20 protein-coding genes are annotated in these 17732 nt (G+C 71.8%); 13 read left to right on the top strand and 7 right to left on the bottom strand.

All coding sequences use genetic code 11. The features are described 5' to 3' along the window. A complete protein-coding gene (gene holA / locus M1L56_RS08605; RefSeq protein WP_248598902.1) occupies positions 1-1017 on the top strand; it encodes a DNA polymerase III subunit delta in 1017 nt (338 codons plus the stop codon). Positions 1018-1131: 114 nt separating this feature from the next. Here holA and rpsT read toward each other — a convergent pair whose 3' ends face one another. The 4 genes from rpsT to M1L56_RS08585 all read right to left on the bottom strand — a co-directional run bounded on the left by rpsT (position 1132) and on the right by M1L56_RS08585 (position 4147). Continuing rightward, positions 1132-1392, bottom strand: a complete 261-nt coding sequence (gene rpsT / locus M1L56_RS08600) for a 30S ribosomal protein S20 (protein ID WP_067945396.1) — start codon at positions 1390-1392, stop codon at positions 1132-1134. Between the two features lie 149 nt (positions 1393-1541). Then, positions 1542-2294 carry an alpha/beta fold hydrolase gene (locus M1L56_RS08595; protein WP_248598901.1) on the bottom strand — a complete coding sequence of 251 codons (753 nt, stop codon included), beginning with the start codon at positions 2292-2294 and terminating at the stop codon, positions 1542-1544. 3 nt (positions 2295-2297) lie between these two features. Beyond that, positions 2298-2924 (bottom strand): response regulator transcription factor, encoded by a 627-nt coding sequence (locus M1L56_RS08590; protein WP_248598900.1) that lies wholly within the window; start codon positions 2922-2924, stop codon positions 2298-2300. Continuing rightward, positions 2921-4147: a sensor histidine kinase gene (locus tag M1L56_RS08585; protein ID WP_082846896.1), complete on the bottom strand. Its 1227-nt coding sequence runs from the start codon at positions 4145-4147 to the stop codon at positions 2921-2923. The genes M1L56_RS08590 and M1L56_RS08585 overlap by 4 nt, the downstream gene beginning before the upstream one ends. Before the next feature lie 79 nt (positions 4148-4226). Here M1L56_RS08585 and lepA point away from each other — a divergent pair, with 79 nt between their 5' ends. The 3 genes from lepA to hemW are packed head-to-tail and all read left to right on the top strand — an operon-like array spanning position 4227 to position 8022. Beyond that, entirely contained in the window at positions 4227-6083 is a 1857-nt protein-coding gene (gene lepA, locus M1L56_RS08580) for a translation elongation factor 4 (protein ID WP_067945400.1), read from the top strand. Between the two features lie 30 nt (positions 6084-6113). After that, on the top strand, positions 6114-6761 hold the full coding sequence (locus M1L56_RS08575) for a DUF1990 family protein (protein WP_248598899.1): 648 nt from the start codon (positions 6114-6116) through the stop codon (positions 6759-6761). Between the two features lies 1 nt (position 6762). Then, positions 6763-8022, top strand: a complete 1260-nt coding sequence (hemW, locus tag M1L56_RS08570; protein ID WP_248598898.1) for a radical SAM family heme chaperone HemW — start codon at positions 6763-6765, stop codon at positions 8020-8022. Here the strand turns inward: hemW and M1L56_RS08565 are convergent. After that, positions 8019-8342: a DUF4870 domain-containing protein gene (locus M1L56_RS08565; RefSeq protein WP_067945406.1), complete on the bottom strand. Its 324-nt coding sequence runs from the start codon at positions 8340-8342 to the stop codon at positions 8019-8021. The genes hemW and M1L56_RS08565 overlap by 4 nt on opposite strands. 283 nt (positions 8343-8625) lie before the next feature. Continuing rightward, on the bottom strand, positions 8626-9015 hold the full coding sequence (locus M1L56_RS08560; RefSeq protein WP_248598897.1) for a DUF4870 domain-containing protein: 390 nt from the start codon (positions 9013-9015) through the stop codon (positions 8626-8628). A 203-nt stretch (positions 9016-9218) separates the two neighbouring features. On the opposite strand from M1L56_RS08560, the gene hrcA reads away from it, so the two are divergent. The 9 genes from hrcA (at position 9219) to M1L56_RS08515 (ending at position 16998) form a co-directional block, all read left to right on the top strand. After that, positions 9219-10238 carry a heat-inducible transcriptional repressor HrcA gene (gene hrcA / locus M1L56_RS08555; protein ID WP_248598896.1) on the top strand — a complete coding sequence of 340 codons (1020 nt, stop codon included), beginning with the start codon at positions 9219-9221 and terminating at the stop codon, positions 10236-10238. A gap of 61 nt (positions 10239-10299) precedes the next feature. Further along, complete coding sequence (gene dnaJ, locus M1L56_RS08550; RefSeq protein ID WP_248598895.1) at positions 10300-11400, top strand: molecular chaperone DnaJ; 1101 nt, start codon at positions 10300-10302, stop codon at positions 11398-11400. 19 nt (positions 11401-11419) lie between these two features. Further along, positions 11420-12154, top strand: coding sequence for a 16S rRNA (uracil(1498)-N(3))-methyltransferase (locus M1L56_RS08545; protein WP_248598894.1), 735 nt, complete (start codon positions 11420-11422; stop codon positions 12152-12154). A gap of 24 nt (positions 12155-12178) precedes the next feature. Continuing rightward, positions 12179-12538, top strand: coding sequence for an HIT domain-containing protein (locus M1L56_RS08540; RefSeq protein WP_067945416.1), 360 nt, complete (start codon positions 12179-12181; stop codon positions 12536-12538). Beyond that, positions 12525-13649, top strand: coding sequence for a PhoH family protein (locus M1L56_RS08535; protein WP_369798121.1), 1125 nt, complete (start codon positions 12525-12527; stop codon positions 13647-13649). Before M1L56_RS08540 ends, M1L56_RS08535 begins: the two co-directional genes overlap by 14 nt. After that, positions 13646-14107 carry an rRNA maturation RNase YbeY gene (gene ybeY / locus M1L56_RS08530; RefSeq protein ID WP_067945418.1) on the top strand — a complete coding sequence of 154 codons (462 nt, stop codon included), beginning with the start codon at positions 13646-13648 and terminating at the stop codon, positions 14105-14107. Before M1L56_RS08535 ends, ybeY begins: the two co-directional genes overlap by 4 nt. 5 nt (positions 14108-14112) lie before the next feature. Next, on the top strand, positions 14113-15429 hold the full coding sequence (locus M1L56_RS08525) for a hemolysin family protein (RefSeq protein ID WP_248598971.1): 1317 nt from the start codon (positions 14113-14115) through the stop codon (positions 15427-15429). Continuing rightward, on the top strand, positions 15426-16319 hold the full coding sequence (era, locus tag M1L56_RS08520; protein WP_248598893.1) for a GTPase Era: 894 nt from the start codon (positions 15426-15428) through the stop codon (positions 16317-16319). The genes M1L56_RS08525 and era overlap by 4 nt, the downstream gene beginning before the upstream one ends. A gap of 100 nt (positions 16320-16419) precedes the next feature. Beyond that, a complete protein-coding gene (locus M1L56_RS08515; protein ID WP_248598892.1) occupies positions 16420-16998 on the top strand; it encodes a hypothetical protein in 579 nt (192 codons plus the stop codon). A gap of 48 nt (positions 16999-17046) precedes the next feature. Here the strand turns inward: M1L56_RS08515 and M1L56_RS08510 are convergent, their stop codons facing one another. Next, entirely contained in the window at positions 17047-17688 is a 642-nt protein-coding gene (locus tag M1L56_RS08510) for a hypothetical protein (RefSeq protein WP_248598891.1), read from the bottom strand. Between the last annotated feature and the right edge of the window lie 44 nt (positions 17689-17732).

The following is a 17732-nucleotide window of genomic DNA, read 5'->3' as shown; positions in this document are numbered from 1 at the left end:
GTGGCGGCACGCGGAGGCACGGCGAGGTCCAAGGCGGCGATTCCGCAACTCGCCTGGAGCGCCGTTCGACCGTCGCCGGTGGTCCTGGTCTCGGGCGGAGAGGATGTACTCGCCGAACGGGCCGTGGCGATGCTGCGCGACGCCCTCCGCGACGAGGACCCGGCGCTCGAGGTCAGCGACCTCGAAGCCGACGGCTATCGACGCGGCGAACTGCTCACGCTCGCCAGCCCCTCGCTCTTCGGCGAGCCCCGGCTGATCCGCGTGGCCGCAGTCGAGCGCTCGACCGACGACTTCCTCGTCGACGCGCTCGAGTACCTCGAGGCGCCCGCCGAGGGCACCGTCGTCGTGCTGCGGCACCGCAGCGGCACCCGGGGCAAGAAGCTCCTCGACGCCATCCGAGCCGGCACCGGCGGCGGCATCGAGATCGTCTGCGCCGAGCTCAAGCGCGACGCCGACAAGCAGGACTTCGCGGCGGCCGAGTTCAAGCTCGCGGGCCGCAGGATCGCACCGGCCGCCTTGCGCGCGCTCGTCGCGGCGTTCAGCGACGACCTCGGGGAGCTCGCCGCGGCCTGCCGGCAGCTCATCGCCGATGTGCCCGGCGACGTCGACGAGGCCACGGTCGCCAAGTACTACGGCGGCCGCGTCGAGACCACCGCGTTCACGGTCGCGGACTCGGCCATCGCGGGGCGTCACGGCGACGCGATCATCGCCCTGCGGCACGCGCTCGACTCGGGCGCCGACCCGGTCCCGATCGTCGCCGCGTTCGCCATGAAGATCCGCACGATGGCCAAGGTCGCCGGCGCGCGCGGCGCGGCGGCCTCCTCGCTGGGGCTCGCGCCGTGGCAGATCGACCGGGCGCGCCGCGACCTCCAGGGCTGGGATGACGAGGGCCTGGGCGCGGCCATCGAGGCCCTCGCCGCTGCGGATGCCGCCGTGAAGGGTGCCGAGCGCGACCCGGTGTTCGCGCTGGAGCGTCTCGTCGGCGTGATCAGCGCCCGCGGGCGCGCTCTCGCCTGACGACGCCCGTCACGGGTACACGCACACGCCCTGGTGAGGCCCGTCGCGCCCTGGAACGCCGAAGGGCCCCGCACCGTCTCCGGTGGGGGCCCTTCGGTCGAGTGCGGCGGTCGCTCAGAGCGCGGCGACCTGCTTCGCGATGGCCGACTTGCGGTTCGCGGCCTGGTTCTTGTGGATGACGCCCTTGCTCACGGCCTTGTCGAGCTTGCGGGTCGCGACGCGGAGGGCCGCGGTGGCCTTCTCCTTGTCGCCCTCGGCGATGGCCTTGCGGGTCGCGGTGATGACGGTCTTGAGCTCGCTCTTCACAGCCTTGTTGCGCTCCTGCGCCTTCAGGTTGGTGCGGATGCGCTTGATCTGCGACTTGATGTTTGCCACGTGGTTCGTCTTTCGTGTGTTCTGCGGGTACCGGAGTTGCCGCAATCGGTAGAGGGGCCGTCGCGGCGCATCGTGCGGGGTGGGACCCACACGCAAGCCAACAGGCAACGATACCAGTTCGCCCGGCACGACGCCAAAGCGCGCGGCCGTCAGGAGGTCGCGTGCGATGTGTCCCGCCGAGCGGCGCGCAGCTCGAGCTCCGCCACGATGCCGAGGATCGTCGCGGTGAACTCCGCCGGTCGCACGAGGCTCACGAGGTGCGTCGCCCCCTCGACGTGGATCAGGCGTCCATCGCGGGCGGCGCGAAGCAAGCGTCGCTCCTCGATCCGGAAGTGGTCGTACCTCCCGTTCACGAACCAGATCGGCACCTCGACGGCAGCGATCGACGCCTCGATGTCGAGCTCGGCGACCGCCCCGATCGCCGGCTGCATGACGTCGAGGGCCACACCGCCCGCGACGACGTCCTCGACCGCGGCCGGCGGCAGGAACAGCCGCGCCATGGTGTCGTTCAGCCATCGGCCGCGGTCGGGCAGCCGCCGGATCACGGCGGCCAGCGCCAGGTACCCCCGCAACCCGGCACCGCGGGGCCGGGTGCCGCAGGACGCGGCCACGAGCCCGTCGAGCCGGTGCGGATGCCGCGCCGCGTACTCGATCGCGAGATAGCCGCCGAGGCTCAGCCCCACGAGCAGGCGCGGCGACCGCGGGTCGGCGTCGGCGAGCGCCTCGTCGATCGCGCGCATCGCGTCGTCCAGCGTGAACGCCTGGTCGAGCCGCGCGCCGTGGCCCGGCAGGTCGACGGGGACCACCTCGATGTCGTGGCGCGCGAGGCGCGCGACCTGCCCGCGCCACATCGTCGCCGACGTGCGGATGCCGTGGACAAGGACGACGCGGGCGCGCGGCATCCGTCAGCCCGCCCGGATCGCGCCGAGTTCGCGCGCCTTCGCGACGGCGGCGGTGCGCGAACCCACGCCGAGCTTGGTGAAGATGTGCACGAGGTGCGACTTCACGGTCGCCTCGCTGAGGAAGAGCGCCTGGCCGATCTCGCGGTTCGTGCTGCCCGCCGCGACCAGCGCGAGCACCTCCGCCTCCCGTACGGTGAGCCGCTGGTCGGCGCTGCGCTGCGACGCGTCGAGCCGCGAGGCCACCGCCGGCGCGAGCGCCGACTCGCCGGCGGCGGCGGCACGGATGGCGGCGACGAGCTCGCCGGGCGGGGCGTCCTTCAGCAGGTAGCCGCTCGCGCCGGCTTCGATCGCGCCGAGGATGTCGGCGTCGGTGTCGTAGTTCGTGAGCACGAGCACACGGGGTGCGCCGGGAGTGGCGCGGATCCGCCGGGTGGCGTCGACGCCCTGCAGCCGCCCGGGGAACTGCAGGTCCATGAGCACGAGGTCGACGCCCGGCGTCGTCGCGAGCGAGACCGCCTCCTCGGCCGTGGACGCCTCGGCGACGACGTGCAGGTCGGGTTCGGCCTCGAGCAGCGCGCGCATGCCCGCTCGGACGACGGGATGGTCGTCGCTCAGGACGAGCCGGATCATGCCGTCACCGCCGGGATGCGCACCGACAGCGCCGTGCCGCCGCCGGGAGAGGACTCGACGTCGGCCGAGCCGCCGAGCGCCTCGGCCCGCTGCCGGATGGCGCGCAGCCCGAACGAGGCGCCGGCGGAGCCCTCGGGTTCCAGTCCGGCCGGGTCGAAGCCGATGCCGTTGTCGACGACGTCGAGCGCGACCTCGTCGCCGAGGTAGCTGAGCGTGAGCTCGGCCCTGGCGGCATCCGCGTGCTTGACGACGTTGGAGAGCGAGCCCTGGGCGATGCGCAGCAGGGTCGCCTCGATCGACATGGGGAGGGCCACCGGGTGGCCGCTCAGCGAGAACGAGACCCGGGTGCGCGACCCCGACTGGGCTGCCTGCTCGTTGGTGGCCTCGGCGAGCCGGCGGAGCGCTGCCGGCAGCGTCTGCTCGTCGAGGGCGGGCGGCGTGAGCTCCCGGATGAAGCGCCGCGTCTCCTGCAGGTTGTCGGCGGCGGTCTCGCGGGCGAGCCGGAGCTTGTCGCGCACGGCGCTGTCGTGCACGTCGCGCTCGGCGGCGTGCAGCAGCATCTGGATCGAGGAGAGGCCCTGGGCCACCGTGTCGTGGATCTCGCGCGCGATCCGCTCGCGTTCGGCGAGCGTGCCCGCCTCGCGGCTGGCCGCGGCGAGCTCCTCGCGCGTGGCGAGCAGGTCGAGGATGAGCGACTGGCGCTCGCGCGACTCCACCGCCATGGCCCGGTACCCGAGTCCGATGATCACGGCGACGCCCGCGGAGATGAACGGCCCGAGGATGCTGCCCACCTCGAATCCGAGGTGGGAGGTCGTGCTCCACACGCTGAGCAGGAAGGTCACGGCGACGAGCGGCACCGCGTAGCGCGCGGGCAGCACGTGGAGTTCGAGGAAGAAGAGCGGGAACGCCAGGAACGCGGCGTCCGGGGTGAGCGCACCCAGCCCGAGCCACAGCCCCAGCAGCATGACGAGCCAGGCCGCGCGCATCCACGGCGTGACGACCTGGTGGGCGGTGACGACGCCGACGGCGTAGGTGCCGATGAAGGCGATCGAGAGGATGGCGATCGCCACCCGCTGCTCGCCGCCGGTGATCACTGCACGGGCGACGACGAAGAGCGTGAGGCCGACCACGAGGACGTGCAGGCCCACGCGGAGCGACGTGAACACGGGACGGAGCGCCGACGGCTGCACCCGTCCGACGAGTGGGGCATCGAGCACGGTCATGGTGCGATTCAGCGTAGTCCCGGGGCCCCGGAGCGGCATCCGTCGAAAGTGGGATCGCCCGCATGGGAGAATCGTCGGGATGTCTCCGAGAGCCGCTGACCCCCCGGTGCCCGCCGCCACCGATCCCGCGCTGATCCGCAACTTCTGCATCATCGCGCACATCGACCACGGCAAGTCGACGCTGGCCGACCGCATGCTGCAGATCACGGGCGTGGTCGCCGACCGCGACATGCGTGCGCAGTACCTCGACCGCATGGACATCGAGCGCGAGCGCGGCATCACCATCAAGAGCCAGGCCGTGCGCATGCCATGGGAGCTGTCGGGCACCGCGTACGCGCTGAACATGATCGACACGCCCGGGCACGTCGACTTCAGCTACGAGGTCTCGCGTTCGCTCGCGGCGTGCGAGGGCGCGATCCTGCTCGTCGACGCGGCGCAGGGCATCGAGGCGCAGACGCTCGCGAACCTGTACCTCGCGCTCGAGAACGACCTCGAGATCATCCCGGTCCTGAACAAGATCGACCTCCCGGCCGCCGAGCCCGAGAAGTACGCGCGCGAGCTCGCCGACCTCATCGGCGGCTCGCCCGACGACGTGCTCCGCGTGTCCGGCAAGACCGGCATGGGCGTCGAGGACCTGCTCGACCGCGTCGTCGAGCGCATCCCCGCCCCGGTGGGCGACGCGGATGCCCCGGCGCGGGCGATGATCTTCGACTCCGTCTACGACAGCTACCGCGGCGTCGTCACCTACGTCCGCATGGTCGACGGCAAGCTGAACCCGCGCGAGCGCATCCAGATGATGTCGACCAGGGCGACGCACGAGATCCTCGAGATCGGCGTGAGCGCGCCCGAGCCGACGCCCACCAAGGGCCTCGGCGTCGGCGAGGTGGGCTACCTCATCACGGGCGTGAAGGACGTGCGGCAGTCGAAGGTCGGCGACACCGTCACGACCGCGTCGAAGCCGGCCGCCGAACCGCTCGCGGGCTACACCGAGCCGCTGCCCATGGTCTTCTCGGGCCTGTACCCGATCGACGGCAGCGACTACCCCGAGCTCCGCGAGGCGCTCGACAAGCTCAAGCTGTCGGATGCCGCGCTCGTCTACGAGCCCGAGACGTCGGTGGCGCTCGGCTTCGGCTTCCGCTGCGGGTTCCTCGGGCTGCTGCACCTCGAGATCGTCACCGAGCGGCTGCGTCGCGAGTTCGACCTCGACATCATCGCGACCGCGCCGTCCGTGGTCTACGAGGTCACGACCGAGGACAAGAAGACCGTCACGGTCACCAACCCGAGCGAGTTCCCGACGGGCGGCAAGATCGCCGAGGTGCGGGAGCCCATCGTGAAGGCTGCGATCCTCGCGCCGAAGGACTACGTCGGCACGATCATGGAGCTCTGCCAGTCGCGTCGCGGCACGCTGCTCGGCATGGAGTACCTCGGCGAGGACCGGGTCGAGATCCGCTACAACATGCCGCTCGGCGAGATCGTCTTCGACTTCTTCGACAACCTCAAGTCGAAGACCGCCGGCTACGCGTCGCTCGACTACGAGCCCGCAGGCGACCAGGCGGCCGACCTCGTGAAGGTCGACATCCTGCTCCAGGGCGAGCAGGTCGACGCGTTCAGCGCGATCGTGCACCGCGACAAGGCGTACGCGTACGGCGTGCTCATGACCGGTCGCCTGCGCGAGCTGATCCCGCGGCAGCAGTTCGAGGTGCCGATCCAGGCGGCGATCGGCGCCCGCATCATCGCGCGCGAGTCGATCCGCGCCATCCGCAAGGACGTGCTCGCCAAGTGCTACGGCGGTGACATCACCCGCAAGCGCAAGCTCCTCGAGAAGCAGAAGGAGGGCAAGAAGCGCATGAAGATGGTCGGCCGCGTCGAGGTTCCCCAGGAGGCGTTCATCGCCGCGCTCTCGGGCGAGACCGAGAAGAAGGACGCGAAGAAGTAGCGCTCAGGCGCGGTTTCGTAGAATCGACGGATGACTCGACGCAGCACGTTCACCGACCAGTCGGTGACCTACGGCGCGATCGGCGCCACGCTCGATCCCGACCTGCTGCGGTACCCGCCCGCCGGGTTCCGCCCGGCCGAGGACTCGGTGAAGCTCGGTTCCGGCCGCGAGCGCTTCGACCGCGCCGCCGAGGAGCTCATGACCTGGGGCGTCCAGAAGGGCGCCGGGTTCGAGGTGGCCGAGGTCGCCCCGGGCACGGGCGCGCAGTACACGGGCATCGCGTACGACGCCGACGGCTCGCCCCTGGCGGAGCAGCCGACCGCGCGGGCCGAGCAGCGCTTCGCCGCCGACGGCACGCCGTTCGTGTCGGCGGGCATGACCGCGGTGCTCCGTCGCCGGGAGCGGTTCCGCACCCGCGTGGTGCCGGTGCTCGTGGTCTACGTGGTCGACGAGCCGGGCCGCATCGGCTTCGCCTACGGCACCACCGGAGAGTCGCCCGAGCACGGCGAGGAGGCGTTCGTCCTCGAGCACCGCGACGACGACAGCGTGTGGCTCACCATCCGCTCGGCGCTCGAGCCCAGGGGCGGCATCCACTGCCTGCTCGCGCCCCTCGTGCGTCGTCGCCGGCGTGAGCTCACCCGCGCCGAGCTCCGCGCACTGCACCCCGCGTACACCTGACGTGGCCGGTCCGCTCCCGATCGCCGATCCCGCTCCCGCTGACGGCCTGCTACCCGCGACGGCGGTGACGGATGCCGCGACGCGCGCGTTCGGCGTGTACGTCCACGTGCCGTTCTGCCGGGTGCGCTGCGGCTACTGCGACTTCAACACGTACACGGCGGGGGAGCTGCGCGGCGTCAGCCAGGCGCAGTACGCCGACCAGGCCGTCGACGAGATCCGGCTCGCGGGTCGCGTGCTCGCGGCATCCGGTGCACCGGACCGACCCGCCCAGACGGTGTTCTTCGGCGGCGGCACGCCCACGATGCTGCCTGCGACCGATCTGGTGCGCATGTTGCGCGGCATCCGCGACGAGTTCGGCCTCGCGAGCGGCGCCGAGGTGACCACCGAGGCCAATCCGGACTCGGTGGGACCGCAGGACCTGCAGCGCCTCGCCGAGGGCGGGTTCACCCGCGTCTCATTCGGCATGCAGTCCGCCGTGCCGCACGTGCTCGCCGCGCTCGACCGCACGCACGACCCCGCTCGCGTACCGCTCGTCGTCGGCTGGGCGCGCGACGCCGGGCTCGACGTGAGCCTCGACCTCATCTACGGCACGCCGGGGGAGTCGCTCGACGACTGGCGCACGAGCGTCGAGTCGGTGCTCGCCGAGCGACCCGACCACGTCAGCGCCTACGCGCTCATCGTCGAGGACGGCACGAAGCTCGCCCGGCAGCTGCGTCGCGGCGAGCTGCCGGCGATCGATGACGACCTCACCGCCGACATGTACGAGCTGGCCGACGAGCGGTTCGCCGCGGCCGGGTACGAGTGGTACGAGGTGTCGAACTGGGCGACGGATGCCGCGCACCGCTCCCGCCACAACCTCGGGTACTGGCGCGGCGACGACTGGTGGGGCGTCGGCCCCGGCGCCCACAGCCACGTCGGCGGCGTCCGGTGGTGGAATGCGAAGCATCCGGCGGCGTACGCCGAGCGCCTGGCGGCGGGCGTGTCGCCGGCGGTGGGGCGCGAGACGCTCGACGCGGCGGCGCGTGAGACCGAGCGCGTGCTGCTCGGCACCCGGATCCGCGACGGGCTCGAGCTCGCATCGCTGGGTGCCGGCGGTCGCCGCGAGGTCGCCGCGCTCATCGCCGACGGACTCGTGGACGCGAAGGACGCCCTCGCCGGGCGGCTCACGCTCACCCGGCGAGGGCGTCTGCTGGCCGACGCCGTCGTGCGGCGCCTGCTGTCTCCGGTGATCGAGGTGCGCGAAGCGCGTCTCGAGACCTAGCTCACGAACTTGATCGCGATCGGGTAGACGTAGGGCTGGCCCTGGTTCGCCTTCATGGCGGCGATGATGCCGAACACGATCGCGGCGACCCACGCGGCGAACAGGATCAGGAAGCCGATCAGCACGAACGCGAGGACCCAGCCGACGACGTACGCGATGAGCAGCGTGATCTGGAAGTTCAGCGCGGTGGCCGAGTGCGCGCGGATGAATGCGCCGCGGTCCTTCAGCACCAGGTAGCCGATGAGCGGCGGCAGGAACCCGAAGAGGATGCCGCCGATGTGGATCAGCGTGGCCCAGAGACGCTGGTCGGGCGGGCTCATCTCCTGTGTCGCGGCGCCGTAGCCCGGGCCGCCCGCGGGCGGCGGGGTCGGACCGCCGGGCGGCGGGGGAGGCGTGCTGCCTCCGGGAGGAGGCGGGGGCGTGCTGCCGCCGGGCGGCGGCGTGCTGGGCGGAGTGGGCGGGGTGGGAGGTGGTGCGTCGGACATGATGCTGGCTCCTTGGTCGGTCGCACGCCGTGTCGCGAGGCGTTTCTTCATGCTGGCACACGGCGACGCGCCGGTCGAGAGGTCTCGGACCGGCGCGTCGTGAGGGGCGGTGCGGGGCCTACTTGATGAGGCGCAGGGCGAACGGGTAACGGTAGTGCCGACCGTCCTTCACCTGCAGGAAGGCGATGATCGAGAAGACGACGCCGAGGATCCACGGCACGTAGGTGAGGAAGCCGAGGACGGCCCCGATGCCGAAGGTGACGATCGTGAGCACGGTCACGACGATCCACAGGGCGACCGTGGCGATCGTGAGCGTGATCTGGAAGTTCAGCGCCTCCTTCGCCTCGGTGTTCGTGAACGAGCCGCGGTCCTTGAAGACCAGCCAGATGATGAGCGACGGCAGGATGCCGAGGATGCCGCCGAGGTGGGCGAACGACGCCCACTGGACGTCCTGCTCGTGCGAGAGCGGCGCGGCGGCGGCCGGCTGCGGGGTGTTGGGATCGGTCATGCGGGGTGCCTTTCGGGTTTGACGGGGGATGCCCGCCGGCCGCGCCGAGCGGGCGCGCGCCGGTGACGGCGATGCACACGCTACTGCGGCAGCACGCGGGCCGGCAACGGCGCCATCCCCGGATGACGCGATATGATTAGCAGTCAGCTGAACCGAGTGCTAAGCGCACGATGCGCCCGACCGGTCGAGGGAAGCGAGGGTCCATGGTCTCCGAGCGCAGTCTCGCCGTCCTCCGTGCCATCGTCCAGGACTACGTGGCCTCGCGCGAGCCGGTCGGCTCGAAGACGATCGTCGAGCGCCATCACTTCGGCGTCTCGGCCGCGACCATCCGCAACGACATGGCCCTCCTCGAGGAGGAGGAGCTGATCGCGGCGCCGCACACGTCGTCCGGTCGCATCCCGACCGACAAGGGCTACCGGGTGTTCGTCGACCAGCTCGCCGACATCCGCCCGCTCTCGACCGCGCAACGGCAGGCGATCGAGACGTTCCTCGGCGAGTCGAACGACCTCGACGAGCTGCTCTCCCGCACGGTCCGGCTCGTCGCGCAGCTCACGCGGCAGCTCGCCGTGGTGCAGTACCCGAGCTTCGCACGGGCGCGCGTGCGTCACGTCGAGCTCGTCTCGCTGGCGCCGACGCGGGTGCTGTGCATCCTCATCTCCGACTCCGGCCAGGTCGAGCAGCGGCTGGCCGAACTCGACCACCCGGTCGACGAGGAGACGCTGCACCGACTGCGCGACCGGCTCAACGAGGTCGCCGCCGGGCTCACCATGACCGAGGCGGCGATCGCGCTCTCGGCCGAGACCGAGCAGGCCGACCGCGCCCACGCCGAGGTGCTCCGCACGCTCGCCGCGACGCTCGCCGACCAGGCGAACGTGACGCGCAGCGACCGACTGGTCGTCGCCGGCGCGGCGAACCTCGTGCGCACCGAGCAGGACTTCGCCGGCAACATCCTCGGCGTCATCGAGGCGATCGAGGAGCAGGTCGTGATCCTGCGGCTGTTCGGCGAGATGCACTCCGACGACGGCATCGCCGTGCGCATCGGCCGCGAGAACGCCCCGTACGGACTCGGCGAGACCTCGGTGGTCACGAGCTCGTTCGCCGTGCCGGGGCGCGACGTGTCGCGGCTCGGCGTGGTGGGTCCCACCCGCATGGACTACTCCCAGAGCATGGCCGCCGTGCGCGCCGTGGCTCGCTACCTCTCCCGGACCCTCGGCGAGAGCTGATCCCCGTTCGGACCGCCCCCGCGCGGCATCCGTCACCGGCAACCGAAAGGACACGCCCTCCGTGGCCGACCATTACGAGGTCCTCGGCGTCTCGCGCGACGCCACCCCCGACGAGATCAAGAAGGCCTACCGGCGGCTCGCCCGCGAGCTGCACCCCGACGTCAACCCGGGCACCGAGGCATCCGAGCGCTTCAAGCAGGTCACGCACGCCTACGACGTGCTCTCCGACCCGAGGCAGCGGCAGCAGTACGACCTGGGCGGCGGCCAGGGCGGCTTCAACGGGGCCGGCTTCGGCGGGTTCGGCGACATCTTCGAGACGTTCTTCGGGGCGGGGCAGTCCACGCGCGGCCCGCGCTCGCGCCGCGAGCGCGGCCAGGATGCGCTCATCCGGCTCGAGGTGGGCCTCGACGACGTGATCTTCGGCACCCACCGCGAGATCGACGTCGACACCGCGGTCACCTGCGAGACGTGCCACGGCTCGTGCTGCCAGCCCGGCACGGCTCCGGTCACCTGCGACATCTGCGGCGGCACCGGGCACATCCAGCGCGCGGTGCGTTCGCTCCTCGGCAACGTGATGACCTCGAGCCCGTGCGGTTCGTGCCGCGGCTACGGCACGATCATCGCCACGCCGTGCCCCACCTGCCAGGGTCAGGGTCGCGTCCGGGCTCGCCGCACCGTTCCCGTCGACGTGCCGGCCGGTGTCGACACGGGCGTGCGCCTGCAGATGCCCGGCTCGGGCGAGGCGGGCCCCGCCGGCGGGCCGAACGGCGATCTCTACCTCGAGATCAAGGTGCGCAACCACGAGGTGTTCAGCCGCAACGGCGACGACCTGCTGTGCACGCTCGAGGTGCAGATGACCGATGCCATCCTCGGAACGACCGCGAAGGTGGAGGCGCTCGACGGCGACGTCGACCTCGAGCTGAAGGCGGGCGTGCAGTCGGGCGAGATCCTGACGGTGCGCGACCGGGGCATCACGCACCTGCGCGGCGGCGGCCGCGGCGACCTCAAGGTCGCCGTCCACGTCGTGACGCCGACGAAGCTGAGCCACAAGGAGCGCGAGCTCGTGCAGCAGCTGGCCAAGCACCGCAAGGCGCAGCCGCCGCAGCTCGGTCACTTCCAGCAGGGGCTGTTCGCGCGGCTGCGCGACCGGTTCCTCGGCTGACGGCGGGGCGGATGCCGCGATGAGCAGCCTCTACCTCGACGAGACGCTCGACCTGACCGGGGTCGCGCCGGGTGCGTCGGTCGTCCTCGACGGCGACGAGGCGCGCCACGCGGTGACGGTGGCGCGGGTCCGGGTGGGCGAGCGCGTCTCGATCGGCGACGGTCGAGGACGCATCGTGACGGGCGAGGTCGCCGCGACGGAGTCGCGCCGGCTCGAGCTCGTCGTCGACGAGGTGCGCGAGGACCCCGAGCCGTCGCCGCGGCTGACGCTCGTGCAGGCGCTCGCGAAGGGCGACCGCGACGAGCTCGCGGTGCAGGCGGCGACCGAGCTCGGCCTCGACCGGGTCGTGCCGTGGACGGCGACGAGGTCGGTGTCGCGCTGGGAGGGGCCGAAGGCCGAGAAGGGCCGCGCACGCTGGGCCGCCATCGTGCGTGAGGCGGTGAAGCAGTCGATCCGCTCGCGCATCCCCGTGGTGGAGCCGGTCGCCGCCACGCGCGAGCTCCCGGCTCGGCTGCAGGGCGAGCGGATGCTGCTGCTCGTGCCCGGCGCCGAGACCCCGCTGTCCGGCATCCGTCACGACGGTCGCGACCTGGCGCTCGTGGTCGGACCGGAGGGCGGCATGGACCCCGCCGAGATCGCGCGGCTCGTCGACGCCGGCGCGGAACCGGTGCGGCTCGGCGACTCGGTCCTGCGCACCTCGACGGCCGGGCCCGCGGCGATCGCGGTGCTGTCGGTCGCGCTCGGGCGGTGGTGAGCCATCCGTCGCTACGATGGGGGGATGAGCGGAACGGCTGAGCCCACGGTGTTCGAGCGCATCGCCGCCGGCGAGATCCCGGCGCGCATGGTCGCCGAGACCGAGCGCATCATCGCGTTCCACGACATCTCGCCGCAGGCGCCGGTGCACGTCGTCGTGACGCCGCGCACGGCCGAGTACCGCGACGTCGTCGAACTCGCGGCCGCCGACCCCGAACTGCTCGCCGAGCTCGTCTCGGTCGCTCGCGGCATCGCCGACGAGTTGGCCGACGGCCAGTTCCGACTGGTCTTCAACACCGGCCCGGCTGCGGGCCAGACGGTGTTCCACGTCCACGCCCACGTCCTCGGCGGCGGGCTCGAGGAGGGATCGCTTGGCGGGCGCTGACGACCAGGGCGAGATCCGGCCCGCCGCCCCGGCGGCGGCATCCGACGAGGACCGCATCCACGTCGACGGCATCGCGATGGTGCGCCTGCTCGGACCGCAGGACCGGCTGCTCACGAGCATCGAACGCGAGTACCCCGGCGTCGACGTCCACGTTCGCGGCAACGAGATCGCCATCCGTGGCGACGACGACCAGCGGCGGCGCGTGCGCCGTCTCATCGAGGAACTCCTCGAACTCGTCCGTGGCGGCGAGGACCCGACGCCCATCGAAGTGAGGAGCTCCGCCCGAATGCTCGACGCCGACCCGAACTCCCGGCCCTCCGAGGCGCTCGGCCAGGTGATCGTGTCGGCTCGTGGCCGCTCGATCCGCCCGAAGACCGAGGGCCAGCGCGCGTACGTCGACGCGATCGACGAGAACACGATCGTCTTCGGCATCGGACCCGCCGGTACCGGCAAGACCTACCTCGCGATGGCGAAGGCCGTGCAGGCCCTCCAGCGCAAGGAGGTGAACCGCATCATCCTGACGCGTCCCGCGGTGGAGGCGGGGGAGCGGCTCGGCTTCCTGCCGGGCACGCTGACCGACAAGATCGATCCCTACCTCCGGCCGCTGTACGACGCGCTGAACGAGATGATGGATCCCGAGATGGTGCCGAAGCTGCTCGCCTCGGGCACCGTCGAGGTCGCACCGCTCGCGTACATGCGCGGCCGCACGCTGAACGACTCGTTCGTCGTCCTCGACGAGGCGCAGAACACGACGCCCGAGCAGATGAAGATGTTCCTCACGCGACTCGGGTTCGGCTCGCGCATGGTCGTCACCGGCGACATCACGCAGGTCGACCTGCCGGGCGGCTCGTCCGGTCTCCGGCTGGTCACCCGCATCCTCGACGGCGTCGACGACATCCACTTCGCGCGGCTGACGAGCGACGACGTCGTCCGCCACACGCTGGTCGGCCGCATCATCGACGCCTACACCGAGTTCGACCAGCGCGCGCAGGCGCAGCGGTTCGAGCGCGAGCAGGCGCGCGAGTTCGCCAACCGGGCCGAGCGTCGCGGTGCGGAGCGCCGCGGTGCCGCCGGTCCGCGCGACCACCTGCCGAGGAAGAGGAGCACGTGAGCATCGAGGTCAACAACGAGTCGGCCGTCGAGGTCGACGAGGCGGCGCTGCAGCGCCTCGCGGTGTATGCGCTCGATGCCCTGCACGTCCACCCCGACGCCGAGCTCGCGATCGTCCTCGTCGACGAGGGCGCGATGGAGCAGCTGCACGTGCAGTGGATGGACGAGCCGGGGCCGACCGACGTCCTGAGCTTCCCCATGGACGAGCTGCGACCCGGCACCGAGGACCAGCCGGCGCCGCCCGGCCTGCTCGGCGACGTGGTGCTCTGCCCGCAGGTGGCCGAGGCCCAGGCTCGCGCCGCGGGGCACTCGCTCCTCGACGAGCTGCAGTTGCTCACCGCGCACGGCATCCTCCACCTGCTCGGCTTCGACCACGCCGAACCCGCCGAGGAGCGGGAGATGTTCGGGTTGCAGCGCGACCTGCTCGTCGGCTTCGCCATGCAGGAGCGCCGCCGCTGACCATGATGCTGCCCTGGCTCTTCCTCGCCGCGGCGCTCGTGCTCGTCGCCTTCGGCGGACTCATGGCCGCGGTCGATTCGGCGATCAGCGTGAGCTCGCGCGCCGACCTCGTGGAGATGTCGGTCGGCGCGCGCGCCGAGCGGTCCCTCCGGGCGATCGCGGACGACGCTGGCGCGCACGTCAACGCCGTGAACTTCATGCGCATCCTCGCCGAGACGACGGCGGCGGTGCTCGTGACGCTCGCCTTCGCGTCGTTCCTCGACGACGTCTGGCTCGTCCTGCTGGTCTCGGCGCTCATCATGACCGCCGTGTCGTTCGTGCTCGTCGGCGCCAGCCCGCGCAGCGTCGGGCGGGCGCACGCGTCCGCCGTGCTGCGCCTGTCGGCGCCGCTCATCCGGTTCGTCCGGGTGCTGCTCGGGCCGCTGGCCGACGCGCTCGTCGCCCTCGGCAACCGGGTCACGCCCGGCCGGGTGCGGTTCGCGGGCGTCGCGAGCGAGGAGCAGCTGCTCAGCATGGTCGACGAGGCGACGGAGCTCGAGGTGCTCGAGCAGGGCGATCGCGAGCTCATCCACTCGATCTTCGCGTTCGGCGACTCGCTCGTGCGCGAGGTGATGGTTCCGCGCACGGACATGGTGACGATCGACCGCTCGGCGCACCTGCCCCAGGCCATGGCCCTGTTCCTGAAGGCCGGCTACTCGCGCATCCCCGTCGTCGACCGCGAGGCCGACGACGTGGTGGGCGTGCTGTACCTGCGTGACCTCGCCCGGCTCGGGTTCGAACGCCCGATCGACGCCGAGACGTTGACCGTCGACGATCTGACCCGGCCGGCGAACTTCGTCCCCGACTCGATGCGCGCCGACGCCCTCCTCCGGCAGATGCAGCTCGAGTCCAACCACCTGGCGATCGTGGTCGACGAGTACGGCGGCATCGCCGGGCTCGTCACCATGGAGGACCTCATCGAGGAGCTCGTGGGCGAGATCTCCGACGAGTACGACCGCGACAACGCGCAGGTCGAGGAGCTCATGGACGGCCGGTTCCGGGTCACCGCGCGCCTGCCGGTCGACGAGCTCGGCGACCTGTTCGGGCTCGACCTCGAGGATGAGGACGTCGACACGGCCGGCGGGCTCCTGGCGAAGGAGCTCGGCCGGTTGCCGCAGCCCGGCGACCGCGCCTCGGTGAGCGGCCTGGTGCTCGAGGCCGAGCGCACCGAGGGGCGCCGCAAGCGCATCGCCACGATCCTGGTCGAGGCCGACCAGGCACTGATCGACGTCCGCGCCGCCTTCGGCGACGACGTCGCACCGACCGAGGGAGACCGCCCATGACCGACTACCGCGCCGGATTCGTGTCGTTCGTGGGGCGGCCCAACGTCGGCAAGTCGACGCTCACCAACGCGCTCGTCGGCGAGAAGGTCGCCATCACGAGCTCCAAGCCGCAGACCACGCGTCGCGCCATCCGCGGCATCGTGCACCGCGACCACGGCCAGCTCATCGTCGTCGACACGCCGGGCCTGCACCGCCCGCGCACGCTCCTCGGCGAGCGCCTCAACGCGCTCGTGCAGACGACCCTCGGCGACGTCGACGTCATCGGGTTCTGCGTGCCGGCGAACGAGGCGATCGGGCCCGGCGACCGGTACATCAACGAACAGCTCGACCAGTACCCGCGCGCGAAGAAGGTCGCGATCGTCACCAAGACGGATGCCGCGGGCAAGGCCAAGGTCGCCGAACAGCTGCTCGCGGTGTCGAAGCTTCGCGAGTGGGACGCGATCATCCCGGTCTCGGCGCCGAAGGGCGAGCAGCTCGACGTCCTGGTCGACGAGCTGCTGCACCTCATGCCCGAGTCGGAGCATCCGCTCTACCCGGCGGAGACGACCACCGATGAGGAGACCGGCGAGCGGATCGCCGAGTTCGTCCGCGAGGCCGCGCTCGAGGGCGTGTCCGACGAGCTGCCGCACTCGATCGCCGTGGTGGTCGACGACATGATCGAACGCGACGACAAGGATCTCCTCGAGATCTACGCGAACCTCTACGTCGAGCGCGACAGCCAGAAGGGCATCATCATCGGCAAGGGCGGGTCGCGCCTCCGCGAGGTCGGCGAACGCGCTCGCGCGCAGATCGAGGCGTTGCTCGGACGCAAGGTGTATTTGGCGCTGCACGTGAAGGTCGCCAAGGACTGGCAGCGCGACCCCAAGCAGCTCGGCCGGCTCGGGTTCTGACCGGACCCGTCCCGACGCGTCGGCGACGACCGCCGATGCGCTTCCGCGCATCCGGGGCGTCCCTGACCCCCGGGGGGTGCGCGCTCACTAGGCTCGCCCCATGGCTTCCCTACACCGGTCGGTCTCCACCGGCATCGGCACCGTCGTCCTGCTTCTCGCGCTGACCGGCTGCACCGCCACATCCGAGCCCGTCACCATGGAGTCGGCTGCCGCGCCGACGACGACGGAGACGACGACGGAGGCGACTCCGACGCCGGACCCGAGCGCCGAGCCCTCGACCCGCCTCGCCGATTGCGGCACGGTGCTCGACGAGGCCGGGAACGCGGACCTCGCCGAGGACAACCTGAAGCCGTTCGAGTACCAGTACCAGAGCTGGGACTACCCGTTGCTGGCCGACTTCGTTGCCGACGGCGTGGTCTGCCAGTGGGCCGGCGGCGGCGACGTGTTCGTCGTCGTCGGGCAGCTCGCCATGGACGAGGCCACCTGGGACGCCACCCGCGCCGACCTCGAGGCGACCGGCTACCGTCAGGACGACTCGTTCGGGATCGAGGGCTTCGTCGACGGTCCCGATTCCCCGGATGAGAGCTACCCGGCTCGCGGCTTCGTCTGGCGCGACGGCATCCTGTACTACGTCAGCTACCCGGGCATCCTCGAATTCGTGCCCGCATTCCAGTCCTGACGCTGACCGGCGGGGCGGCCCTGCGGGAGGGCGGCCACCCGGTCTCGCTCAGTCGGCCGGGCGCAATTGCGCGACGACCGCGACGGCGTCCTCGCCGTACCGATCGTCGAACGCGCGTTGGAGCGTGCCGTCGTCGAATCGAACCTCGACCACGAGGCGTCCGTTGAGCGGGACCGACGCGAGGAGGCCGGGCACCTCGCCCTCGAGCTCGGACTGCAGCGCGAGCGCCTCGTCCTCCGGCAGCGGGCCCGCCGGGAGGGCGGGATCCCACGGATCCGGCGCATCCCGATCGGCGGGCGGGTCGTACAGCGCGGCGAGGATCGGCTCGCGCGTGACCGTGAACGTCTCGCCGTCCCAGTCGCCCCAGACCGCGTAGGCGCCCCAGGTCACGCCCGAGGCGGTCTCCTCGCCCTCGACGATGTCCCAGTCCCACCCGACGACCTCGGGACCGCCGCACTGCGGCGGGTACGACTCGGCGATCGCGCCGAGGCACAACTGGGGCGCGTCCTCGTCGACCTGGAGCACCGTGCCGACGGCGTGCACCTCGGTGACCATCTCCGGAAGCGCGGTCGGCAGCCACGGGTCCTCGGTGCCGGGCGAGGCGCCGCCGCCGCTCGTGGCGCAGCCCGCGAGCGAGACGAGCAGGGCGGATGCCGCGAGCATCCCGATCGTGATCCGTCGTGCGTGCATCGTGCCTCCGTCTCCATTGTCGGGGCAGGGGTCCGCCGGAGGGA

The organism is Agromyces sp. C10 (genome assembly GCF_023217995.1).
Lineage (GTDB): Bacteria > Actinomycetota > Actinomycetes > Actinomycetales > Microbacteriaceae > Agromyces > Agromyces indicus.
Note: the sequence above shows the minus strand (reverse complement) of the source record. Positions and strands in the feature narration are given on the sequence as shown.